Annotated in this window: 21 protein-coding genes and 2 pseudogenes; 19 read left to right on the forward strand and 4 right to left on the reverse strand. The window is 68.0% G+C overall.

The window, feature by feature from the left end; all coding sequences use genetic code 11:
* Positions 1-32: 32 nt before the first annotated feature.
* Both AB0E14_RS01470 and AB0E14_RS01475 read left to right on the forward strand, forming a co-directional pair.
* Positions 33-938 (forward strand): annotated as a pseudogene (locus AB0E14_RS01470) (IS4 family transposase); the annotation flags it as partial.
* Positions 902-1,459: pseudogene (locus AB0E14_RS01475) on the forward strand (transposase); the annotation flags it as partial. The pseudogenes AB0E14_RS01470 and AB0E14_RS01475, both read left to right, overlap by 37 nt.
* On the opposite strand, the gene AB0E14_RS01480 reads toward AB0E14_RS01475, so the two are convergent.
* Complete coding sequence (locus AB0E14_RS01480; protein WP_362410088.1) at positions 1,456-2,025, reverse strand: hypothetical protein; 570 nt, start codon at positions 2,023-2,025, stop codon at positions 1,456-1,458. The pseudogene AB0E14_RS01475 and the gene AB0E14_RS01480 sit on opposite strands and share 4 nt — an antisense overlap.
* 226 nt (positions 2,026-2,251) lie before the next feature.
* On the opposite strand from AB0E14_RS01480, the gene AB0E14_RS01485 reads away from it, so the two are divergent.
* The 5 genes from AB0E14_RS01485 (at position 2,252) to AB0E14_RS01505 (ending at position 5,152) form a co-directional block, all read left to right on the forward strand.
* Positions 2,252-2,716 carry a hypothetical protein gene (locus tag AB0E14_RS01485; protein WP_362410090.1) on the forward strand — a complete coding sequence of 155 codons (465 nt, stop codon included), beginning with the start codon at positions 2,252-2,254 and terminating at the stop codon, positions 2,714-2,716.
* Between the two features lie 9 nt (positions 2,717-2,725).
* On the forward strand, positions 2,726-3,589 hold the full coding sequence (locus AB0E14_RS01490) for a hypothetical protein (protein WP_362410092.1): 864 nt from the start codon (positions 2,726-2,728) through the stop codon (positions 3,587-3,589).
* Positions 3,590-3,934: 345 nt separating this feature from the next.
* Complete coding sequence (locus AB0E14_RS01495; RefSeq protein WP_362410094.1) at positions 3,935-4,465, forward strand: hypothetical protein; 531 nt, start codon at positions 3,935-3,937, stop codon at positions 4,463-4,465.
* Between the two features lie 55 nt (positions 4,466-4,520).
* On the forward strand, positions 4,521-4,727 hold the full coding sequence (locus AB0E14_RS01500) for a hypothetical protein (protein WP_362410096.1): 207 nt from the start codon (positions 4,521-4,523) through the stop codon (positions 4,725-4,727).
* A complete protein-coding gene (locus AB0E14_RS01505; protein ID WP_362410098.1) occupies positions 4,727-5,152 on the forward strand; it encodes a hypothetical protein in 426 nt (141 codons plus the stop codon). The genes AB0E14_RS01500 and AB0E14_RS01505 overlap by 1 nt, the downstream gene beginning before the upstream one ends.
* A 37-nt stretch (positions 5,153-5,189) precedes the next feature.
* Here AB0E14_RS01505 and AB0E14_RS01510 read toward each other — a convergent pair whose 3' ends face one another.
* Entirely contained in the window at positions 5,190-7,052 is a 1,863-nt protein-coding gene (locus AB0E14_RS01510) for a hypothetical protein (RefSeq protein ID WP_362410100.1), read from the reverse strand.
* A gap of 174 nt (positions 7,053-7,226) precedes the next feature.
* Here AB0E14_RS01510 and AB0E14_RS01515 point away from each other — a divergent pair, with 174 nt between their 5' ends.
* From AB0E14_RS01515 to AB0E14_RS01565, 11 genes are all read left to right on the forward strand, one after another.
* On the forward strand, positions 7,227-7,811 hold the full coding sequence (locus AB0E14_RS01515) for a hypothetical protein (protein WP_362410102.1): 585 nt from the start codon (positions 7,227-7,229) through the stop codon (positions 7,809-7,811).
* A 678-nt stretch (positions 7,812-8,489) separates the two neighbouring features.
* Positions 8,490-8,969, forward strand: coding sequence for an HNH endonuclease (locus AB0E14_RS01520; protein WP_362410103.1), 480 nt, complete (start codon positions 8,490-8,492; stop codon positions 8,967-8,969).
* Positions 8,970-9,081: 112 nt separating this feature from the next.
* Positions 9,082-9,600: a hypothetical protein gene (locus AB0E14_RS01525; protein WP_362410106.1), complete on the forward strand. Its 519-nt coding sequence runs from the start codon at positions 9,082-9,084 to the stop codon at positions 9,598-9,600.
* Positions 9,601-9,882: 282 nt separating this feature from the next.
* Positions 9,883-13,923, forward strand: coding sequence for a hypothetical protein (locus AB0E14_RS01530; protein ID WP_362410108.1), 4,041 nt, complete (start codon positions 9,883-9,885; stop codon positions 13,921-13,923).
* Positions 13,910-14,851, forward strand: coding sequence for a hypothetical protein (locus AB0E14_RS01535; RefSeq protein WP_362410110.1), 942 nt, complete (start codon positions 13,910-13,912; stop codon positions 14,849-14,851). Before AB0E14_RS01530 ends, AB0E14_RS01535 begins: the two co-directional genes overlap by 14 nt.
* 70 nt (positions 14,852-14,921) lie before the next feature.
* A complete protein-coding gene (locus tag AB0E14_RS01540; protein ID WP_362410112.1) occupies positions 14,922-15,899 on the forward strand; it encodes a hypothetical protein in 978 nt (325 codons plus the stop codon).
* A complete protein-coding gene (locus AB0E14_RS01545) occupies positions 15,899-17,092 on the forward strand; it encodes a hypothetical protein (protein WP_362410114.1) in 1,194 nt (397 codons plus the stop codon). Before AB0E14_RS01540 ends, AB0E14_RS01545 begins: the two co-directional genes overlap by 1 nt.
* A 52-nt stretch (positions 17,093-17,144) precedes the next feature.
* The gene (locus AB0E14_RS01550) at positions 17,145-19,664 is read left to right on the forward strand and encodes a hypothetical protein (protein ID WP_362410116.1); all 2,520 of its coding nucleotides are present in this window, start codon (positions 17,145-17,147) and stop codon (positions 19,662-19,664) included.
* An 11-nt stretch (positions 19,665-19,675) separates the two neighbouring features.
* Positions 19,676-20,029 carry a hypothetical protein gene (locus tag AB0E14_RS01555; RefSeq protein WP_362410118.1) on the forward strand — a complete coding sequence of 118 codons (354 nt, stop codon included), beginning with the start codon at positions 19,676-19,678 and terminating at the stop codon, positions 20,027-20,029.
* A gap of 119 nt (positions 20,030-20,148) precedes the next feature.
* Entirely contained in the window at positions 20,149-20,565 is a 417-nt protein-coding gene (locus AB0E14_RS01560; RefSeq protein ID WP_362410120.1) for a hypothetical protein, read from the forward strand.
* Positions 20,566-20,638: 73 nt separating this feature from the next.
* The gene (locus tag AB0E14_RS01565) at positions 20,639-20,959 is read left to right on the forward strand and encodes a hypothetical protein (protein WP_362410122.1); all 321 of its coding nucleotides are present in this window, start codon (positions 20,639-20,641) and stop codon (positions 20,957-20,959) included.
* A gap of 109 nt (positions 20,960-21,068) precedes the next feature.
* On the opposite strand, the gene AB0E14_RS01570 is transcribed toward AB0E14_RS01565, so the two are convergent.
* Positions 21,069-22,037, reverse strand: a complete 969-nt coding sequence (locus AB0E14_RS01570; protein ID WP_362410124.1) for a hypothetical protein — start codon at positions 22,035-22,037, stop codon at positions 21,069-21,071.
* A complete protein-coding gene (locus AB0E14_RS01575; RefSeq protein WP_362410126.1) occupies positions 22,034-22,354 on the reverse strand; it encodes a hypothetical protein in 321 nt (106 codons plus the stop codon). The genes AB0E14_RS01570 and AB0E14_RS01575 overlap by 4 nt, the downstream gene beginning before the upstream one ends.
* 412 nt (positions 22,355-22,766) lie before the next feature.
* Here AB0E14_RS01575 and AB0E14_RS01580 point away from each other — a divergent pair, with 412 nt between their 5' ends.
* Complete coding sequence (locus tag AB0E14_RS01580; protein WP_362410128.1) at positions 22,767-23,597, forward strand: hypothetical protein; 831 nt, start codon at positions 22,767-22,769, stop codon at positions 23,595-23,597.
* Positions 23,598-23,810: the final 213 nt, after the last annotated feature.

Genomic DNA, 23,810 nt, shown 5'->3' on the forward strand with positions numbered 1-23,810 from the left:
GCCTTTGAGCTGAGGAGATCGTTGCCCCACGTGTGACGGGGCGGGGCGCGGGCCAGCGGGTACGGATCGGGATCCTGACGAAGGTGTTCACCGCTGAGCTGGTCGACGCGGCGATAGCCAAGCACGACCGGGCCGAGCGGCGGCGCCGTCTCCTGCCGGCGAGGCTGGTCGTGTACTTCGTCCTGGCCCTGTGCCTGTTCGCCCGGGAGTCGTACGAGGAGTTGCTACGGGTGCTGACCAGCGGCATCCCCGGCAGCCGGGCTCTCGTGCGGGTGAACCGGTTGTCGTTGTGCCGGGCCCGCGCGCGGCTCGGGGAGGACGTGCCGGAGACCGTGTTCCGACAGGTGGTCGGCCCGCTCGCCACCAGGGACACGCCAGGCGCATGGTGGCGAGATCTGCGGCTCCTCGCCCTGGACGGCACCCAGTTCGATCTCCCGGATTCGACGAGCAACGGCGACACCTTCGACGGCCCCTCCACCACCGGCAGCGTCCCCTTCGGCTTCCCCCAGGTCAGAGCGGTGGTCCTCGCCGAGATCGGAACGCACGGAGTCCTCGATGCCCGCCTCGGCGGCTACCGCGACGGCGAGCGCAGCCTCGCCTACCCGTTGGCCAGCTCCACCGGTCCCGGGGACCTGGTCATCGCCGACCGCGGCTTCTGGGCGGTCGAGTTCGCTCACGTCATCACCGTGGCGGGCGCGGATCTGCTGGTCAGGCCCCAGTCCAACCACCTCGGCACCGCCCAGGAAGAACTTCCGGACGGCTCGTACCTGTCGATGGGGGGCCGGGCAAGGAGGTCCGGCTCCGAGCCGCGAGGGAAGGCCGGGATGCTGCCCCGGCACGTGATCTACCGGGTCATCACCTTCGCGAAGGGCGGCAAGGCCGCCCATCTGGGCACGACGCTGCTGGACCCCGAGCAGCACCCGGCCGCCGAGCTGGTCGCTCTCTACGGGAGCGCTGGGAGATCGAGCTGGCCTTCGACGAGATCAAGAACCACCTCGGTCCCGGCGGGCCGATCAGATCACGGACACCGGAGGGCGTCCGGCAGGAACTGTGGGCCTACCTCGCAGTCCACCACGCCATCCGCGAGTTCGCCCACACAGCCGCACTCGCCCGCCCGACGGTGGACGCCGACCGTGTCTCCTACCTGAAGTGCGTCCGCATCATCCGCCGCAGCATCCCGTCCCAACTCGGAGCGACCGCCACCAAGCTCACCCGCTCCTTCACCGAGGCCAGGCGGGAGGCGCGCGTACGCCTCCTCCCGACCCGGCGCAACCGGGACTGTCCACGCGCGATCAGGAAACCGAACCGTTGGCCGGTGCTGAGGACCCGAGCCAGACGCGGCACGGTCCAGCCCGGCCGCTGGGCCCACAACCCGACCTCAAAGCCGAAGAGCACCCGCCGGGCAGGAGGGCCGGCGCAGCAGAATGCGTCTACTCTGCCACCGCCCGATCGCCCCTAATCGAGTAGCGCCAAGGCTTCGTCCCAGACGTTGCCACCGTCTGCCCAGGTCCACAGCCATTGGCGCAGAGATGGCGCGGCATAACGCAGGCCGTCATGAGGGTCCTGGCCCCAGTCCGGTTCCCATCCGTCGGCATCCCAGAGCAGCACCGGGTGGTCGACCGCTATCAGCGAGACGTACCACTCCATGGTGCAGCCGCCGCCAGTCAAGAAGAACCACGACGCCGGCGCCCCCCACCCCGCCCGCTGGGTGTGGAGGGTCGTCGCGCAATGCCAGTCCGGCAGATGCCAATGTGGAACACGGCGCGGTGTCAGCGACGCGAGGCCGCCTTCCGGCCCGAACCCTCCGTCGCCGACCTCGGTGTAGATGCGGCGGAGCAATCCAGGCAGGGGATACCCGAGGCTGCGTTCAGCAACGTCCACTTCTGCCTTCGTGAGAGGCGGGAACGGCTGATCTGGGAGAAGTCCAGGAGAAGTGGGCACACTTGCCGAGCCCCACGCGAGGGCGTGCAGCCTCTCCAGAAGCGCGTCGTCGTCCGCAGCAGTGCGGTGCGCAGCATCGGTCACAAGCCGGGACTGTAGTCGCGCTACTCCCTGGTCAGCTCGCCGGGCCAGCTGAGACGCGCGTCAGCATGGCCCGGCGCCAACCGCCGAAGGTCGAAGCTGGGCTGCCTCCAGTTATGCAGCCCTAAGGCAACTGCATTGGCCCGATCGGGCCCCCCGGCTCCACGCGACACAAGCCAGGCGGGAGAGGCAGGGTGCGCGCGATCGGATCGACCGCTTGAGGAGCCCCATGGCCACCACCCGCACCCGCAAGACCGCGCCCAAGACGGCTGACGCCAGCCCGACCAGCGACGCGACCGCCAAGCCCGCCACCGTGCCGGAACCGGCCGCCATCCCGGACGCCGCCCCCCTGGAACCGCCGCTCGTCGAGGAGGCGCCGGAGCCCCCGGCGCCGAACTCGTACGTCACCCCGACTGAGGTCATTCCCGACGACCAGCACCTGGCGGAGGTGATCCTCGACGACTCGACGGGTCAGCCGCCCGCTGACCTCGACAAGGTCTTCGTGCCTCTCACGCCCCTCGGGTCCGCTCTCTCGTGCACGATCCGGCTGGTCGAGCAGACGTACCTCGGCCCCCACCACACGCCCGTTGTACGTCTCCTCCAGCCCAAGGGCGCCGTGGTGTCCGAGACCATCGCAACCCGCATCCTCAGGCGCCTCGAAGCGCAGGCGGCCAACACCGTCACGAGCGCGTAGGCGGCGCGGGTGTCGGTCTACGACCACAGGCCCCTGTGGGCCGGGGCGCATTGCGACCCGGTCCCCGCCGGGGGCACGGTCAGTCGTCTCGATTTGTACGCCTCCCCGGACCGGTCCGGGGAGGCCACCGCCTCCGTCTCCCTGGCCGTCCGGCTCCGGCCGGGCATCTACCGATTCGTCCTCCCGACGGTTCCGGCGGGCAGGTATTGGGGCACGGTCACCTTCGCCCCGAACTCTGCGGCGCAGTCTGTGACCGACACCTCCGTGATGCTCGACCTGCCGACGGGGCAGGGACTCGTGGCCTCGCCCGAGGCCGTCGCCGACGCCCTCGGCCTCCCGCTGCCGCTGACGCCCGCGCAGCGCACGACCTACGAGACGGAGATCCGCAACGCGCAGGCCGATGTCTCCGCCTATCTCAACCGGCCCATCATCCCGACGCTGACCACGCTCCGTGGGCTCCGTCCTCACGGGAGCGGGGACCTCGACGACGGGGCCACGTGGGCACTCGATCTCGACGACATCGCCGTGGTCGAGTCCTACCGATCCAATCCGGACGGCACGTACGACGTGGACCTCCTCGTCGGGCTCCACGGTGTCCAGGAGGACCCCGTCGTGCGGTACGTCGTCGCGCACGCCGCCGAAGCCATCCGGCAGCGCCCCGACGGCAGCGGCGCGGCAGGGCGCAGGGTGTCCTCGGTGAGCGCCGAGGGGCAGTCCGTCTCGTACGAGTCGACGCCGGCCACCGGGCAGGCAGGCGCGCCCCCGGTGATCGGGAGTCTCCACCGGCTTCGCCGTCTGACGTTCCAGCCCGTCCGCCGTCCAGCTCGCGCACCGTGGCCGTACTCCTCCGGCCGCACCCGTTCTCGGTTCTGACAGAAGGAGGACCGTGGCCGTCGTACTGCCCAACCGGACACTGGCCCTGTGCCCGCTCGCGCACCCCTGGGGGCGGGACGCCAACGGTGTCCCCGTCCCCCCTAGCCCTCATACGGCCCCGGCGCCGCGCGGCTCGTGGCCCGGGGGCGCCGCTGAGCAGCCCGACGCCACATGGTCCCTGCGTCTAGATCCTGCTGCTTGGCCGGTGGAGCCCGGCGACATCGTCCGCGACGAGACGGGTACGACGTGGACCGTGGCGACAGCCCGTCTCCATCGGGTTCCCGGCTGCCCGGCAGTCGACTACGTCCAGGTGAGCGCGACGCTGAACCCACCGAAGGTCCCCTGATGACGAAGTTCACCGTGAACCCGGCACTCGAAGCGATGCTCGCGCGGATGGTCGCTCCGCACGTTCAGCGCGTCGCCTTCCAGGTCGAGATCGAGGCGAAGCGGCTGGCGCCGGCGACGAAGCGATGGATCACGATGGCCGACGGTCAGGTGCGTCCGACGCACGCCAAGATGCAGGGCAAGGTCGTACCGGCCAACCTCCGGTTCTCCGTCCCGTCGATGGACTGGGACCGCCAGCACCGAGGCGTGGGCCGCGCCACGTACATGAAGGCACCACGCGACCAGACCTCCCGGGCCGTCGCGAACCTGAAGAACTGCCGCTGCACGGTGACGCTCGATCCCGAGGGCATCGCACGGAACATCAGCACCGGCCAGCCGGTCATCTCGGGGAAGAAGGTCACCGTCACCGTCACCGCCCGAGCCCCCATGGTGGTCGAAGCCGAGGTCGGAACCGTCTACCCCGACGGCCTGACGGCCGAGGGAACGCACTTCATGGCCCGCGCTGCCGCTGCCGTCGCCACCCGAACGTAGAAGCCCCGAGGCGACCACGCGACGCTAGCGGCCTCCACCGCCCAAGGTGCGCGCCATGACGACCAAGACCACCAAGACCCCGACCACGAACGCGCAGACCGACGGCACCGCCACGCCCGCGCAGGCCCGGCCGACGGAGCTGATCACCCTCTCCCACCACCTGAACATCGGCGGCACCGAGTACCCGCCGGGCTCCCGAATCCGGGTCGACGCCGACTACGCCCGCCGCCTTCACCGGCAGGGCTACGTGGCACGCGGCTGATGACGACCCTCGACCTGGCCGACACCGATCCCGTCTCGGCGATGCTGGCCTGGCTCCAGCACCACCCGCGCGTGGCCGAGGCCCTGGAAGGCCCTGGCCGCGTCTCCGGCATCCCCGAGGCTCCATGGCCACACCTGCGCGTCACGCACGGCCCCGGCGGAGACCTCCGGACCCTGACCTGGGCCACCGAGCCAGAGGTCACCCTGGAGGTCTACGGCGACCCAGGCGGCTGGCCCGGCCAGGCCGAGCTGCGCCGCATCCTCCTCACCTGCGCGACCGCGGCCACGGAAGTGGCCGAGGCCCCGCACAGTCCCGGCAGACCCGTCATCAGCGGCGTCCGCCCGTCCGGCACCCTTCTGTGGTCCCCGCTCGTCGACGGGCAGCCTCGGTGGCTTATCGGATTGCTGGTCACCATTCATCCGTAAGCGAAGCGCCAGAATAGATTCTTGCGGGGCGTCGATTTCAACGAGACAGTTCCCTTCGGGCCGCCCGCACTGCGTCCACGATTCGCCGCCACCCAGTGCGACTCGGAGTGGGGAGCGGGCTGGATAGCAACGCCCTTACAGCCGCTGCATCCCGGTCCATCGATTCACTGGAAGTAATCAGAGCCATCAAAGCCAATGCCCGCAGGGTCAGCGCCGCTGTTTCCCGGCTTACATCATTCATCGAACCATGCGCCGTAAGGTTTCGGACGTTGTCGCCCCCGTCCCCGAGGAGGAACGCCCTCAGGAACCGCTCCCAATCCTGATCAAACCCTGCTTCCACCAAGGGATCGAGCAGCACACCGAGCCCAGGGAATCCCCCCTTACCATCACCCACTGCCGCTCGATAAAGAGGTTGATTCAGCTCTAGCAGTAGGGCGCGCACGGCGGCCTCAACCCTCGGAACCGCAAGGTGGACCGAACTTTCAACTTCACCAACCCAATAAAGGATCAGGGACTTAGCCAGGACCCGCGCCAGACCAGAAGGAGATCCAGACTCGATCAGGAATTTCTCCAGGTCATCGCTAGAGGGAATCCCAAATCGCCCCACAATCAGATCCAATGCATCTGCCAGCAAGATCCCGTTGAAGCGAATGGAGAACTTCTCTGCCCGCAACCGCTCTTGCTGAAGCGCGTCCGCATCTCCGTCAAGCGTCCGAATCGGGAGGTCGTTAGAGTCGAACATGATGGTCGTCGCGATCTGGCTCACCATCGAATTCTTCAGCATGTTACGTGCAGTCGCCTCATTGGTGCGGTGATCACCGCTAGGCGAGTCTGTCGCGAACCACAACCTAAGGGCGCCGCACCATGTATCAACCTCGCGGAATCGGCGAAGAAAATTCTGGAATATTGCATTCGGAACCTTGAATTCGGTCCCGATGGTCTTCCACTCCACCGGCGGGGCAGACTGAAGGCGAGAAACAGCCACTCCCTCCAGATTTACCAAACTGTACTGTCGCGCTTTTGACGCTGCTTCATTCAGGTGGAACCTGGCGATAAGTGCATCCGACTCCTTGCTCGCGTCGCCTAGATGGGCCTTCACTTCCAGTTCATTAACATACTGCACACGCGCAATGTCGCCTGACATCCGTTTACGGATAACGATGGCAAAATCGCTGATCTCTCTCGTTGTGGCGTATGTCGATAGGGCCCGATCAATGAAGGTGCAGACCTTTTCCTCCATCGAGGACCCCTCCTTCCCTCGTCGGCCAGCAGCAAGGGCGTCAAGAAGGCATGCCACGATATAGGAATCATCACGGCGATCCAGTGCGCTTTCCGTCATATCCAACATTGCCGCGTTCACTTGAGGAGTAAGCGAATGGAGACCTAGAGAGCGAACAAGCTCCAGAGCCCTCAGCAATCCGTCACACTGCTCCGTCAGCAGGAGGCCCCCTCCCACCATCTCTAGATAAGCGTTCACAGCCTTTTCAGCGGCCCGATCCGGCCTGATCAGCTTAAGCGTAAACGCGATATCCGCACATCGCGCCTTGGCCACGGGGTGCGTGACGGTCGCAGTAAGCGCCTCCCACAGCGAACGCACATTAATGTCTGCGCTTTTCAGCGGGCGAGGAAAAATCGAAAGCCCTTCCACTGGGCCAAGTGTGGCGCCAGGACGTTGACCACCCAGGGGGCGCGCAGAAATTGTATAGGCGAAGGTGTTCGTCAATTCACGCACTGCTGCGAGACTCACAGGAAAGTGATGACTGGCGGCAATATTCCCGATGCGAAGACTCACCGCATGAATCGTCTCCGCTCCATCGCAGGCCATATCGACGATCTGAGCGAGAATGGGAACATCTGAGCTTTCATACTCATAAGCGTCAGCGGGGTTGCCTTCGGCCATACGTTCCTCCTGCAAGAGGGCTTCTTCCCTACAGCAAGAAGGTAGACCACTGACGGTCCGCTCGGGTCGAATTTAGCTCTGGACGTCAGAGACACAGGCGGTCAGGACAAGACACTAGCCCTCAACGCTCTCCAAGTTACCGGTGTCAGATCACCGGACTCTCAGGGAGCCCTCATGGCAGGCGAGACCGCCAACAACAACGAGATCCTCATCCCGTCTCTCACTCGTGTGTGGCTGGCCCTTGTCGGCACTGCCGCGCCGGCCGACGCCACCGTGGCTATGCCGGCCGGGTGGCGAGCCGTCGGCCTCACGACCGAGGACAGCTTGAAGTTCAACAGCGAGCCCAACTTCGAGCAGGTGCGCAGCGCGCAGAGCAGCTACCCGACCCGCACCTTCCAGACGCAGGACGCCTCGACGATCGAGGTGGACCTCCAGCAGTGGAGCGGCGACAACTTCCGGGCGGTGTACGGCGGTGGCGAGATCACGGAGATCACGGCCGCCGACACGAAGAAGCACTACCGGTTCACCCCGCCGCGCATCGGTGGCCGTACCGAGATCGCCGCGTGCATCGAGGTCATCGACGGCGGCAAGCACTACCGGTACATGATTCCGCGCTCGATGCAGATGGAAGGCGTGAGCAAGGACCTCGCCAAGACGAAGGAATCGGTCCTCCCCCTCCGTCTGGCCGTGCAGGGCGGCGACGACACAGACGCTTGGTACGTTGTGACTAATGATCCGGCGTTTGCACCTGCGGCTTAGTACCATGATCATGTGAGCCAGCATCCCAAGCCGATCGTCGTGAACCTTTCACCGGTTCAGGTAGACGAACTCAGGGCCCGCCTCGATCAGGACTACGACCGGTCAGGTGGGCCCGATGCCTGCTGGCCCTGGAAGGGTGGGATTGTCGTCGGCGGGTACGGGGCCTTCCACCTTCGTATCGGTGGAAGACGACGCCTCGTCAAGGCTCACCGTGCAGTGTTCGAACTCGTGACGGGTGAGTGCCCACCAACCGTCGATCACGCCTGCCATGGCTTGGACTGCCCTCAACCCGGCCCCTCCTGCCCCCACCGGCGTTGCGGAAATCCCGCCCATCTCAAGGCGGCCACGAACGCTGCGAACGCTTCGAGGGCGAATGCGGGAAGGCGCCACGAGGTCTGTCGAGCTGGCCACCCTATGGAGGAGGAAAACGTCTACATCTCGCCTTCGACAGAGGAACAACATTGTCGTGCGTGTGCGGCAGACCGAGCACGCGAGAATCGTGAGAGCGTCACCCTCGCGCGTAGTCATGTCCCACGTCAGCGCAGTTACCGACCTCGCGGCATGCCTCTTCCGGAGCTCGTCGCGTGGGCCTTGGAAGGACAAGACACGGCCAACTGCTGCTACTGGCCAGGACACGCCGACGCTGGATACACAACAGTCACCGTCGGTAAGAAGCGCATGGCCGCTCACCGCTTGGTCGTCGAAGTGCTCCGGGGGCCGATCCCCGATGGAATGGTGGTCGACCACACCTGTCACGTACCAGGCGAGTGCCCGGGTGGGCCACTGTGCCCACATCGCCCGTGCATCAATCCCGAGCACCTTGAGGTCGTGCCTCCGGCCATGAACACCAGCATCGCAAGAGCAGCCCGACTCAGACCGGAGCAGTGCAAACGAGGCCACGTGTTCTCCCCTGAGAACACGTACACCGACTCCCGAGGAAGTCGCCACTGCCGGGCCTGCGCCGCCGAGCGGGCCCGCACCGCACATAAGAAGGAGCCGAGGCCGCCACGGGACCGATGCAAGAACGGACACGAGTTGACCCCGGACAACATCGTCGTCTCGGGCCAAGACAACAAGCAGCGTCGCTGTCTCCAGTGCAGGCGAGACCGATCGGCCCGCTACGAAGCACGCAAGCGAACTGCGACCAGAACCACCTGATCATCCACAACAGGCCTCTCAACGACAGGACGCGACACAAGGCCCAGAAGCCTGCCAGTGTCCGCGCGCTGCCGCACCCCGCGACTCAGCACGCACACGAGAGGCCCGCACCATGTCCTTCGTCATCGACCTCGACGCCGCCGCGCGCCGCGAGGCCAAGCACCCGCACGGCATACCGGTCGTGTTCGGCGGCGAGCAGTTCCTGTACCCGGCCGAACTCCCGGCGAAGGCCCTCGACCCGCTCCTCGCCGACGAGCTCGACCTCGTCGGGCTGCTGCGCGACATCTTCGACGCGAGCGAGAACCCGACCGCCGCCACCATCATCGACCTCCTGTTCAAGCGCTCGCGGCTGCCGCGCCAGTTCGTCGACGCGATCTACCAGGTGCACCGAACCCTGCTGGGCGCGGAGCAGTACGCGCGGTTCGAGGATCTGAACCCGTCGGTCGCCACGTACGTCCGCGTCACCGTCGCCCTCGTCAAGGTGTACGGCCTGGACCTGGGAAAGTCCTTCGGACTGGTCGGCTCCTCCGAGACCGATGGGGAGACGTCGAGTCCGACCTCGCCCGCTTCTACGGCATCGACGCCCGCGGAGTCTGGCGCGAGCCGGGAGAACCCGGCTTCCTCGGACTGAGGCGCCTAACCGTCCTGGTCGACGGCCTCCCCGAGGACTCCCGTACCCGATCCGGCCCGATCGACGGCTGGACCAAGGAGACCGAACTCCTCGCGCAGCTGATCGAAGAGGTCAGCATCCTGGCGGCCGACCGGCGACGAGCAGAGCCGACGTCCATCCCTCGCCCGTACAACCCTGCCGACACCGCCTCGAAGCGGGCCGGCAGCCCGCCGCAGCAGTCCTCCCCGGGCAGGGGGCACAAGGCCATGCTCGCGGCGGCGATGCAGAGAGGTATGGTCCGCAGTGCCTGAGGGTCTTCAGGCTGGCCGCCTGGACGTGCCGGTCGTCGCCGACCTCAACGGCTTCGCCCGCACGCTGCGTAGGAAGGTCGAAGCCGCCGCCGAAGGCTTGGCCGTCAAGGTCAAGGTCAAGGTCGACGCCAAGCACCTTCGCAGGAAGCTCGACGACGCCGTCAAGGAGGCGTCGAAGGGGCTCTCCGCGAAGGTCAAGGTCAAGATCGACGACCGGCGGCTTCGCGCGGAGCTGGACACCGTCGTCCAGCAGGTCGGCGACACCGACGTCCGCGTGCCGGTCACCGCCGACGACGAAACGGACGGCGGGCGACGCGGCGGTCTGCTGGACCGAATCCGCGCGCTGATCCAGGGTGCGCAGGGAGAGGCCGACCGCACCCCCGTCGATGTACCGGTCCAGATGCGGATGCCGCGTGGCCGGGGTTCGCTGCGAACGCTGCTCTTCGGTTCCCTCCTATCGGTCGCTCAGCCCGCAGTGGCCGCGCTGGGCCAGTACGCGGCGGGACTGACCGCGCTGGTCTCGGCCGCCGCGCCGACCGTCGGTGTCCTTGGGGCGCTCCCCGGCCTCATCAGCGCGACGGGCACGGCCGCTATCGGCACGGTGGTGGCCTTCAAGGGCTTCGGGGAGGCTCTGAAGCAGACCTTCAAGGCCCAGCAGCAGGCAGCGGCTGACGGCAAGGTCACCGAGGCACAACAGAAGGCCCTGGAGCAGGCCCTCGACGGCCTCTCGGGCTCCGCCCGCAAGTCGGTCGCAGCCGTCGGGTCCCTGAGCGGTGCTTGGCGTGAAATGCGCCAGTCAGTGCAGGAACGCTTCTTCTCCCAGGTCTCGGACGAGATCAAGCCCCTGTCGAACTCGGTGCTCCCGCTGCTGAGGTCCGCGCTCGGCGACAGCGCAGGGCAGTTGGGCAACCTCGCCAAGCGCGGTGCCGAGTTCATGCAGTCGGGCCCGTTCCGCGCCGACTTCAAGCAGATCGCCTCCAGCAACAGCACCGTGGTCGGTCACATGGCCGACAGCCTCGCGAACCTCGGCCGAGCCGGCGTCGACCTCCTCGTCACCGCGGGCCCGCTCACCGAGTGGGTAGGCAGCGGCATCAAATCGCTGACCGCGCACGCGCGAGCGTCCGTCCAGGCCGGTCGCGAGACAGGGGCGCTGGCACGCTTCTTCGACAACGCGCGGGAGAAGTCGGCCCAGCTCGGCCGCTCGACCTGGAACCTGGTCAAGGGCCTGGGCGGCGTCGGCCGGGTCGCGCAGGACACCGGCAACGCTCTCCTCGACGGCTTCGAGGGCACCACCCTGCGCTTCAGGAGGTGGGCCAACTCGACCAAGGGCCAGCTGTCGATGAAGCAGTTCTTCAGCGACGCCGCCCCGACGTTCCACGAACTCAACCGCCTGGTCGGCGACTTCGTGAGGGGCCTGGGGCGCGCCGCGAAGGACAACGGCGTCACGGACCTCATTCGGCAGATCCGTGTCGAGCTGATGCCGGCCCTGGGCACCTTCTTCAACTCGCTCGGCCAGTCGATCGGGCCCGCAGTGATCAGCCTGGTCTCGAACCTGGCCACCGCGATCGGGAACTTGTCGGCCGCCGGGACTGGCCTCGGCGTTCTCCTCATGGCCTTCAACGGCCTGCTCCACGCCTTCAATGCGCTCACCGACGCCTTTCCCCTGCTGAACACGGGGCTCGCTGTCCTCCTCGGCACGGTGCTCGCGCTCAAGGTCATCTCCGGCGTCACGAGCATGCTGAGAGGCTTCGGCACATCCGTCATGGCTGCGGCGCAGTCCGCTACTTCGCTGGGCACAGTCATGCGCGGGACGCCTGGGGCGGTCGGACCGTCGGTGACCTTGTGGCAGCGGATGGGAGCCGCGTACCGCACCGCTTCCGCCGACGGTGGTCGCCTGACCGGTACGCTGCGAGGCATCGGGTCCGCGAACCGGGTTGCCTCCACCGCTATCGGCGGCATGACCTCCGCGCTCGGCGGCCCCCTGGGCATCGCGATAGCCGGTGTGACGATCGGGCTTGGACTGCTAGCGGCGAAGCAGGAGGCCGCTGCCCGGGCGGCAGCCGCGCACGAGGAGCGGATCAGCTCCCTGGCCCAGGCCCTCGCGGACTCCAACGGCCAGATCGACGCGAACGTCCGCGCGCAGGCGGCGCAATACCTCCAGGACGTGAAGCTGTCCGACGGCAAGGGCAAGCTCGTCGACACCCTTCGAGCGGCTGACGTCACCCTCAAGCAGGTCACGGATGCCTATCTCGACCAGGGCGGCTCGATCGAGGGCCTGGAGACGAAGCTGCGCGGCCTGGCCAAGGAGACCGAGCACTACGTGTCGATGGGCCCCAAGGCCGACGTCCTGAAGATGACCCCCCAGGGCGAGAAGTACCAGGCCGCGGCGGACGCCCTGAAGGGCATGAGCGGCGAACTGGACAAGTCGAAGGCCAAGGCCAAGGAGCTGAACGAAGCCGTCAACGGGACGGCAAGCACCGGCTCCTCCGCCTACGACAGGCTCCAGTCCGCCGTCCAGGGCTACAGCGACAAGACGAAGAGCGCCGACGAGCGCACCGCCAGCCTGCGCCGCGCGCTCGATGCCCTCAACGGCAACGCGCAGAGCTTCCACGACGCCTCCGCGCAGCTCAACTCGGTGATGCTCCAGATCGACGAGACGATGAAGGGCAACATCGACCGCGCCGAAGGATGGGGCGCGGCCCTCGTCGACAACGACGGCCTGGTGAACACCAGCACGCGCAACGGTCAGACCCTCAACTCCCAGCTCACCGAACTACGCGACTCGATGCTCGGGGTCGCGACCCGCGCTCAGGAGGCGTCCGAGCAGGGCATGATGCCCATGTCCGAGGCGATGGACAAGAGCCAGGCGGCGATGGAGCGGGCCCGCGCCAAGGCCATCCAGCTCGCCATGGACATGAACATCCCCGAGGCTCAGGCGAAGGCTCTCGCGGACCAGATGGGTCTGGTACCCGAGACCATCACCACCCTGATGACCACCAACGGCATCCCCGAGTCCACCGCGCAGATCCTCGGGCTGCGCTCGAAGCTCGAAAGCCTCGGCGCCGGCAAGTCGATCACGGTCAACGCGCCGACGGCGGAGGCCCGCAAGCAGCTCGAACTTCTCGGGTTCTCCGTGCAGAGCATGCCTGGCGGGAAGAGCGTGCGGATCACCGCCCCGACGAAGGGCGCCCGTGCTGATATCGGGGCGCTGGCCACGGACATCGCGAACGCTCCGAACCGGAAGAACGTCACGGTGAGCGCCATCATCACGAAGGCGACGGGCGATCTCACCTCGATCCGGAACAAGGTCGCGGAACTGCCTCCCGGCAAGAAGCTGGTGATGGAGGCGCCGACCGCCACGGCGCAGCAGATGATCAAGGACCTGGGGTTCAAGGTCAAGGAACTCAAGGGCAAAAAGGTCGAGATCAGCGCGCCGACCGGGTCGGCGGTGACGAACGTCGAGACCATCCAGCGGAAGATCAACAGCCTCACCGGTAAGACGGTGAACGTCACCGTGAAGTACTCGACGTTGGGCAAGCCGTACGTCTCCGAGCACGCGGACGGCGGGATCGTGAAGTACGCCGACGGCGGCATCCGCCTGCTCGGTAGCCGCATCAAGGCGTTCGCGAACGGCAGCGAAAGGCATGTCGCCCAGATCGCCCGCGCGGGCGAGATGCGGCTGTGGGCGGAGCCGGAGACCTACCCCGGCGAGGCGTACATCCCCTTGGCCCCGTCGAAGCGGAAGCGCTCGGAGGAGATCTTGGGCACGGTGGCCAGCTACTTCGGCGGGACGGTGGTCTACCCCGGCCGGAACACCCAGCAGTTCGCGGACGGCGCGGTGCGGCTCCACCAGTCTGCCCGGCCCGCTCCCGCCGCGCGTGCTGCGCCTTCTGCTGGCCCGGCACCTGCGCTCGTCGGAGGAGACCTGAACCTGACCATGACGAACGGGACCACCGGTCCGGCAGAGGCGCTGAACGACGCGCTCTTCGAACTGCGCCGGATCAGGCGAGGAGGTGCGTATGCCTCCGGCTGAGGGCGAGTGGACCTTGTCGTACGGCGGAGACGGGATCATGCCGGGCGCGACGCTCACGTTCGGCTCGTTCCGTACGGGGTACTACCTGCTGGACGAGGTCGACATCGCGTACGGCGACATCGACGCCGGGGACGTGCCCATGCCTCGCCAGGACGGCATTCGCTTCGGTCTCGACTACCGGCCCGGCGCCACCCTGACGTTCGAGGTCGGCGTGGACGCCGTGGACCAGGCCGCAACCCGGCACGGCCGCCACGGCGCTGTCCTCGATCGCGTCTCCGCCCTCGCCCAGGCCTGGGACGCCGAAGCCGTACGGTCCCGCTTTGGAACCCCGGCCGTGCTGTCGACCATGCAAGGCGGACGGGCCCGCCGTTTCTACGGGCGGCCGCGCAAGTTCGCCCCCGCGTCTTCCAGGCTGACGCGCCAGGGCTACACCCCCGTTGTTGCCACGTTCGCGGCGGTCGACGGGATCGCGTACGACGACGTCGAGCAGTCGATCCGCATCGACCTGAACCCGCCGCCGCACCGGGGTCTGGTGGGTCCGCTCACGACTCCGCTGACGATGACCGGCCAGTCAGTCAGCCGCGCCCCCGGCGAGGTCGTCATCGAGGGAAACCGCCCTACGTGGCCGGTGATCACGGTCACCGGCCCCATCAGCCAGCCCGTGGTCGATGTCCTGGGACGGTGGAGACTCGGGCTCGACCTCGCGCTCGCAGCGGGAGAACGCGTGGTGATCGACCCCCGTCCATGGGCCCGGACCGTGCTGCGCAACGGCAACGCCTCCGTTGCCGGTTCCCTGTACCGAAGTGCGCCGCTCATGCCCCAGATGCGGCTGCCCGTGGGCCGGCAGGACATCGTCCTGAGAGGCGTGGACGAGACCGGCACCGCGCACATGACGATCGCCTGGCGGAACGCCTACACGTACCTGTAGTTCCACAACGCGACGCAAGCCCTCCCCGCCGGTGACCATCCGGCCTCTGTCACCGAACTTGGAGGTCGTCATGGCGTGGGACTCGGTCCCGTGGTTCACCGAGGGCGGTGCCGAGCACTCGAGCGAGATCGCCCGCGTCCTGGCGTACGCCGCTTTCGGCGGCGCCGAGGGGATCATCGGCGCGGGCGACCTTCAAGTGCGGGCGCTGGCGGCACCAGCGGCTGCGGTGAACGTCCTCCCGGGAGCGTGCGCGATCCTGAACCGGGCGGCTGGAGGCGCGTACCAGGCGTACGCGGCGCGCCTCCCCAGCGCGGACCAGGTACCGGTGGCCGCGACCGGGGTGTCGAGCCGGTCCGACCTGGTGATTGCCCGGATCGAGAACCCGAACTCGGCCGGCGAGACGTGGCCGCTCCCGAGCGATCCGAAGATCGGCCCGTACATCCACACGCGGATCGTCTCCAACGTTCCGCCCACGACGACGAGCATTCGGCAGGTCCGACCCGGCGACTCCGCGATCACCCTCGCGCGTATCGACATTCCGGCGAACACCTCCACGATCACGCAGGGCATGGTCAAGGACCTGCGGGAGATGGGGAACCCGCGCAGTCGGCGCCGTCTCTACACCGCCTCACCGGCCGGCGATCAGAACTGGGCGGGCAACTCCGTCGGGCAATGGGTGGCTTGGCCGCCGGCCGCACACTGGAGCGTGGAGGTCCCGCTGTGGGCGACGAAGGCGCGGATCGTGCTCACGCTCGCTGGCGTCCAGGCGCTGCGGTCAGGCGTGTGGGGTGCTTCGGCATGGAAGCTCGGCACCCGTCAGGGGCAGTCCGTGCAGTTCGATACAGGGACCACGGACGGCTCCGAGCGACTGCACCTGATCTCCGCCGACACGGTGACGCTGCCTGCGGAGTTCCGCGGAACCGTGCAGCACCTCAACGGGATGATCTCGTTGGACGACAACAACCCAGGCACCCTTCAGGCCGACGTCGTCACCACCTGCATCGCCGACATCGAGTGGGTGGAAGACCCGTACGAGGACGAGACCTGATGGCCTGGAGGTTCATCGCGCAGCGCGCGCTCCCGGAGACGGTCATCGACTGGGACGTGCCGCTCTCGCTCTCGTCGAATCCCCGGCGGGATCTCTCCGGCCCTGGCAGTCTGACCGGCACGATCGAGCCAGAGTACGCGCGGCTGATCGGCCCCGACGGCAATCCGATGATCCAGGAATGGGGCACCAAGCTGTACTTGGAGATCGACGGGTACCTCCGGTGGGGTGGCATCGTCACCAAGACGTCGTACGAAGGCGCGAAGGCCACGATCGCGGCTGAGGGCTTCTCCTGCTACCCGCACGGCATCCCGTACGAGGACCACATGATCTCCGGCCAGCTCATCACCCCGAAGGACCCGTATGCCGGGAAGGACCGGAACCACGACGGGTGGATCGACGGCAATAAGGGCGTCCAGCGGACCCCACCGCCTCCGAAGCCGTACGGTGGCCCGAGGATCGACGTCTACGACGCGTTCCGCAACATCTGGAACCACGTGCAGTCGAGGCCGTACGGGAACATCGGTCTCGTCATCGACGGTCACGATCTGGGCGAGAAGCTCGGAGCGGCCGACGGCTCCGACCCGTGGGAACTCGCCTGGTGGGACAACCCCGACTGCGGCCAGATCCTCGACACCCTGACGCGTACCACCCCGTTCGACTGGACCGAGACCCATGCCTGGTCCGGCGGGGGCAACGCGATCTCTCACCGCCTGACCCTCGGACGGCCCCGCCTCGGCCGGAAGCGCCGTGACCTGCGATTCGCGGGCGACGAGAACATCGTCGCCATCGCCCGACCCGAGGGCATGGGCGACGACTTCGCCAACGAGGCCGTCGTCCTCGGCAAGGGCGAGGGCCGCAAGATGGCCCGCGCCCAGGTCCACCGCTACGACGGACGCCTCCGCCGCGTGGCGACCCTCGCCGACAAGACCCTCTCCTCCGCCGTGGCGTTGACAGCCCGCGGCCAGCGGGAGCTTGCCGGCCGGACTCAAGCGCTCCAGATCCCCAGCATCCAAGTCGTGGACCACCCCAACGCCCGGTTGGGTGCCTGGCAACTCGGAGACGACATTCGAGTCCAGGTACACGTCCCCTGGGTCGGCGACGTCGATGTCTGGCACCGGATCCTCACCGACGAGATCAGCGCCGACGGCATCAGCACGCTCACCCTGAAGCGCTCCGACGCCTTCCACTACTGACCGAGACCTTCAGCGCGCGACACAACCCGTGCAGCCGTTCAGGATCCCGGCCATGGTCAGGATCCTCGACACCAGCTCGGCAGCCGAGCAGATCGCGCAGGTGCTGAACAGCATCGACCTTCGGGTCCAAGCCCTGGAACGCACCACCCAGGCGTCCCACACGTCGATCGAGGGCGGATCGATCGACATCTACGACGAGACCGGGCAGCTCAAGGGGTCCGTCGGCGTGCAGCCCGACGGCGGTGTCGCGCTCGTGCCGGTGAACACCCCGCCCCCACCAACGCCGACGGCCCCCACGGTCGAGCCCGTTCTCGCTGGTCTCGTCATCGGCTGGGACGGGCAATGGGACGACTCGTACACCACCCCCAGCGACTTCGCGCTCGTCCAAGTCCATGTCGGCCCGACCGCTGAGTTCACCCCCGACATCACGACCCAGGTGGCGACGATCACAGCACCGCTCGGCGGGACCGCCACCGTCGCGATCGAGGGCTACACCCCGGTGTGGGTTCGGCTCGTCGCTGCGAACTCCGCGGCCATCGCTGGCCCGCCGTCGGCGGCCGCGCAGGGAACACCCCGGCAGGCAGTCGGCCAGGACCTCATCGACGGCATCGTGACGGAGCTGAAGCTGGCTCAGGACGCGGTGACCGCCGCCAAGATCGCGCTCGGCGCCGTCGGAACGCCTGCCCTGGCCACTGGCGCCGTGACGACGGAGAAGCTGACCGCGCTCGCTGTGACGGCGGAGAAGATGGCAGCGCTCGCCGTCACCACGGAGAAGCTCTCGGCGCTGGCGGTGACGGCCGACAAGCTCGCCGCGAACTCGGTGACGGCCACGAAGATCCTCGCCGGGACCGTCGACGCCACCCACGTCAAGGTGGGGTCCCTCACCGCGGACCGGCTCGCGCTGGGCACCGACGGCAACGTCATCGCCGACCCCTCGTTCGAAGGCGCACTCTCCGACGCACGCGTCGCAGGGAACCCGCACTGGAGCATCACCACCCCGGGAAACCGCAGCCCCCGCGCCGCTCAGGTCGACGCCACGAACGCGACCGCGGTGACCCGCTCCCTCACGCTCGCCCGACTGCCCGCGGTTCCCGGCCAGAAGGTGTGGCTCAAGACTGACTACCTGGCATCCGCGAACTGGGCTGGAGCCCGCATCAGCATCGCCGGGCAGTGGCTTGACGCCGCCGGAACGGTGCTGGGGGCCAGCACGATCGCGACCGCCGACGATGCCGTGATCCGGGATGCCTGGACGACGCTGAGCGGCGCTCCGGCCGACGCCGCACCCACCGGCACGACCGAGCTGCGCGTGACGCTCTCCACGGTCGACTCCTCGGCCGGCACCGTGCAGTACGACAACACGTCATGCCGCATCGTCATGTCCTCCGGAGCCGTCGGAGCCCGCGCAGAAGTCTCCCCCCAGGGGCTGCTGCTGTACGACGTCACCGGTGACGAGGCCGTCGCCCTGGTCACCGGCCGCCCGAACTACCTCACCCTGTCGAACAACGGCCTGCCCGTGGCCACGATCGCGGAGAACGGCGACGCCGGCTTCGCAGACCTCGCTGTCGCCGGGAAGCTGACCATCGCCGGCGACCCGATCGAGGAGCACCTCACGCTCGGCGCCCGAGGGATCGTCGCCCTCGACTGGCAGGCCTCATCCGTCTCGGCCAGCTCCACGGACTACGGATTCGTGGAGCTCGCCTTCGACGCCGAGGACGACCGCACCTACCGCATCGTCCTGGACTGCTACGCGGACCCGAGCGTCGCAGGCGGCGAGCTGTTCTTGACGCTGCGGGACAGCGGCTCCGCGACCCCGACGATCTCCTCCAACCAGATCCAGTCCGCGGTCTACCCAATCACCGGAGCCGGGTACCAGCGCGTCCGGATGGAGTGCATCAAGCGCGGCTCGGACTTCGGCGGCGGGCTGCGCCGCCTCCTGACCACCTTCCGTGTGCAGAACGGACCTGCCGGCCAGACCGTGCGTCTCTTCGGCGGCTCCAACCACATGGGGCACATGTACGTCGAGGACGTCGGCCCCTACGTCCCGGAGACCGGCCAGTACAACACCGGCGGCGGCAGCTCCACGCCCCCGGTGAAGCGATATACCAAGACGTACTCCGCGACCTGGTCCGGCTCCTACAGCAGCCGCGGCTCCTACAACTCGCATTGGGGCAACAAGTGCTACCAGGGCCGCTACAGCTCCACCAACGGGATGCAGGCCTCGCTCATCGGCTTCTCCTCCGCGCTCGCCACTGACCTGGCTGGGGCCACGATCACCAAAGCGGAGGTCTACCTCTACTTCGATCACTGGTACCAGAACTCGGGCGGAACCGCCGTCATCAAGGCCCACAAGCACAGCAGCCGCCCCGGCTCCTTCTCCTCCGACGGAGAAGCCATGTCGATCGGCTGGGGCAAGAACGTCGGCAAGTGGGTCGACATCACGAACGTCTTCGACAGCACCACCTGGCGCGGTATCGCCCTCGACCCCAACAACTCCGGCACCGCGTACTACGGCCGCGCCCGCGGCGCCGGCGAAACGTACGCCCCCCAGCTCCGCGTCACCTACACCAAGTGAGGAACCCCGTCATGCCGATCTCCACGCTCCTCGACGAGCACAACCGCCTCGTCCGCAACACGACCTTTGCCGCGCGCGTGCGTACCGCGTTCACCCGCGTCGCCCGCGAGGTCCTGGCCGAGGACCCTCAGACGCCCGGGAACCCCCTGCGCGTTGGTCTCGCCCGCAGCATCCTCAACCCGGGCGACTTCACCAGCCCGGGATACGCCCCCACGATTGCTGCCGACCCGATCGTCTCGACGACCGCGGCCGCCGGCTTCCTCCCGACCGATCCCGACAGCGCGCAGGGCGCCGTCACCGACGCGCAGATCCTCGACGCGGTGCGAGCGGCCTGGGACGTCATCGCCGGCGTCACACCCGCCTGACGGCAGCAGGCGACACAAGGCGCGGCGGCCCGCACCGTACGCACTGCGGGGAGCCGCGGGCCCACTCCGGGCTCCGGCTCCCGCGCACCCACATTCGATCGATAACACAGGGAGGGCCAGTGGCAGGGCTCGTGTCGGCAGCACCCCTGCTCGCCCCCCTCTTCGGAATGATCGGCGTCCTCGGAGGCGCCTGGCTCGCCTACCGGCAGACCAAGCGGAAGAACGACAGCGACGCGACCACCAGCGCGGTCAAGACCGTGACGGACGGGTTCACCAGCCTGCTGGAGCAGCAGAGGGCCGTCGCCACCCAGACCCTGGACCGGATGGCCTCGCTGGAAGCGAAGTACTCCGACCTCGAACGACGCGTCGAGGACCTACAGGAGGAACAGCGCCAGTGGCGCCGGTGGAAGGCGAGCGCGATCGAGTACATCCACGACCTGCGTGGTCTCGTACGAACCACGCTGGGCCGCACGGCCCCGGAGCCGCCTGCGGAGATCGCGGCGGACGTCGAGCAGCGCGAGTCCGCACGCCCCTGAGCACGAGACGCAACCGTGTCCCGTCATCCACGCTCACGCCCTTCCATCTCCATCATCGGAAAGGGCACACACCATGTCGCTCGTCGACTCCCTCACCACCGGCGCCCAGGTCGGCGCCCTCCTGCCGCTGCTGACCGCGATCGTGCAGCGACCCGTCTGGTCGCCCCAGGTCAAGAAGATCGTCGCCGTCGTCCTCGCGCTCGTCGCTGGCGTCGTGACGGTCGCGGCGTCGGGTGGCTGGCAGCAGTTCCAGCACGGCTCGCTCACCTTCGCCACGATCATCGCCGTGCTCACCGTGTCGCAGAGCACCTACGACCTGCTGTGGAAGCCGTCCCGGATCGCTCGGGTGATCGAGCGCGCCACGACTCCCACCAAGGCGGACCTCCCCGAGTAGATCGGCGCGGGCCCTGCGGGGGCCAGCGAGCCAAACAGTCGAAACCACGACGGGTCGCCGACGGCCGGGGAGCGGCTGCTGCGGCCAGTCCTCCGTCGACGTCGGGGGCTCAGAACCTGTCGAGCGAGTCGGACCAGCAGTCGGCGCAGAGCAGGTCGTCCTCGGCGCGGGGCTGAAAGGGGAAGGTGCAGCGGATGCAGTTGTCGAGCCCGGTGAACTCCTGGGAGCAGGCGAAGCAGAACTCGTACCGCTTGTCCGGGTCAGCTGCGAAGTAGACCTCGTCGAGCAAGGCGTGCGCTCCGCACTCCGGGCAGTAGGAAGCCGGGTCGCAGCTTCCGTCGTTGTCCCAGGGGCGCCCGAGGACGTCGACGGCGTACTCCAGGAGGAACGCCTCGGGTTTCCAGGGCCGCACGCATATGCGGCACTCGACCTCGCCGCCCTGGGCGATCAGGGCCCACTGGTCGCAGTCGGGGCAGCGCAGTGTGTAGTGCTTGAGCTCCGCGAGTACGGGTTTGAGCGTGGCCATCCTGGCTGCGACGTAGCCGTTGATGCGCGGGACGCCCTCTCGGACGAACCGCATCTCTTCTTCCAGGTGGGCGGTGTCGTCCTCGCTGAGCTCCGTCCGGAGGTGGTCCTCGATGAAGCGGAGAAGGAACTCCAGGACGACGGCCGAGCGGGTCTCGGCCGCCGCAGCGCTCAGTGTGCCGCCGAAGTGGGCGAGCTTGTTCCGCTCCTTCGCGAGCCGTTCGATAGCCGTCTTCTCCCGTTTTACGATCTTCACGCCCTGCTTCTTGAGGAGCGAGATCGCGATGCCGGGTCCGATGCTGGTGAAGTCGCCCGTCTTGTAGGCGGATTCGTCGGCCTCCTCGGGTTTGAGGAAGACGAGCGTCCAGTCGGTGGAGGCGAGGCACGCCTTGAGGAGGATTTCGGTGGCGGCCTGGAGGTGGAGCACGGCGAACTTCACGGCCCGTGGATCCGGCTCCGGGCCGTCCAGGTGCTCGACGACGCTTCGCAGGAAGTCGAGGCCGTTACGCACCGCAGGGTAGCTGAGTTCAAGTTCAGGGGTCTTGTTGCTCATGCCGGCCACTCTGCGACGGTGGCCGGGGCCTGGGGAGCGAAGTACGGCTTGTAGTCGGGGTGGTGACGGTATCCGGCGGCGATGTAGCGCAGGGCCTGACCGAGGCCGTCGGCGACGCCGGTGGCGTAGTCGGGGGCCGCCCCGTCGAGGTGGGGGAGGATTCGCCGATAGGTGGTCAGCAAATCGCCGACGCCGTGGGCGAGGTCTTCGGACGGTCCGCCCATCCCGAGGTGCATCAGGCGGCCAGTGACGAAGGCGACCAGCTCCTCGTTCTGCTTGCGCTCGCTCGGCTGACTGTTCCTATCGCTAACGATCAAGGTCTGAGCCCCCGCTGACATGTCGCGTCCCGAGCCTCCCTCAGGTACCTCGCATTTTCCCACGGAGAGGACCTACGCCATGGCGCTCGTCGGGTCCCTCGCCACCGACACCAGGTCGGCACGCGAGCCCGACGGGGGCCGGCGGGTACCATTCGCTTTCAGGTGGCCGCCTCGCCGCCGATCTCACTGCGTTGAGGACTGCTTGTCGGTTCCTGGGAATGCTTTCGTACTCCCGGGTCGGGCCGACGGGACCAACAGCCCGAGACCACGGCGCGCCGCGCAGGCGCGCAGGGCCGGGGAGCGGCTGCTCCTGCGATGAACCGGCACACGGAGTGGGATCGGTTGCGAGGCGGCCACCGCCACTATCCCGAGCCATGTCTCGGGGCCGCCGCGACCAGGAGGAATCGTAGGGATGGCCGAGCAGCCGCCTGCCGAGCAGGTATCGGCACGGGCCGAACGCCTGACGAAGATGACCCACCAGGCGTTCTACGACGCCTGGGTGGCCTTCGTCCGAGGCGAGACGGATCGCCGGGTCTCCCGCGATGTCCAGGCCGCGGCCTTCTGTGCTCCCCCCGTGGCCAGCCGCACCCTGGCCACGGCGAATCGCGCAGCCCGCGAGTTCAAGGCGCTCCTGCCCAAGAGTTCGGAAGAAACGAAGCGCGAGTACCAGGCCCGCATCAACACCTTCCGCGATCAGCTCAAGGCCGCCCGTCAGCCCGTGGAAGCAGCCGTCGAGGACCTGGCGCTCGACGAGGCCGAGTTCCTGGTCCAGCTCGACGACGAGGCGTTCGTCGAGGAGTGGAGAGGGTTCGTGGTGGACAGCGCCGGTCGTGGTCCGCGCGCCGGCCGCGACCTCGTCCAGGGGCTCGCCTTCCGCAACCCTGAGGTCGCCCCGCGCACCTTCGCTCTTGCCGAGCGCATGATGAGCAACCCGCTCGCTTTCCTGCCGAAGGTGGAAGGCGAGTCACGCAAGGCGCAGGAAGCCCGGGTATCGCAACTGTGCTCCCGGCTCGAAGCCGAGTTGCGCTTCCTGCGCTACTCCCTGGACTACGCGGAGGCGCGCTGGGGCCGGTTGCCCTCGGCGCCGAACCATCGGCTTCAGGCGATGCGGTTGCTCGCCGAGAACCACCCGGAGGAGTTCTCGCGGTTGCTCCACGCTGTCCGCGCCGACTCGCACCAGGCGCGCAAGGAGGCGCGCGAGCAGCGCCGCTTCGAGCGACGCCACCCGCAACCGGCTTCCTGACCCACCACGCGTACCGCCGAAGGGGCGCGCCCGCGATGAGGCGCGCCCCTTCGGTATGCCCGCCTGCTTCGGGATGCGCAACCCCCTCGGGGCGTCCTCACATCGACGGACCGCAACGCGCACGTTCCCGCAGGTCAGGTGGTTGCGCGCAACTAGTTGCTCCTAGGGGTGGGCGGCGTCGTGGTGGCGCGAAGTTGCCGAGAGTAGGTGCGG

The organism is Streptomyces sp. NPDC047981, assembly GCF_040653315.1.
In the GTDB taxonomy this organism is placed as follows: Bacteria; Actinomycetota; Actinomycetes; order Streptomycetales; family Streptomycetaceae; genus Streptomyces.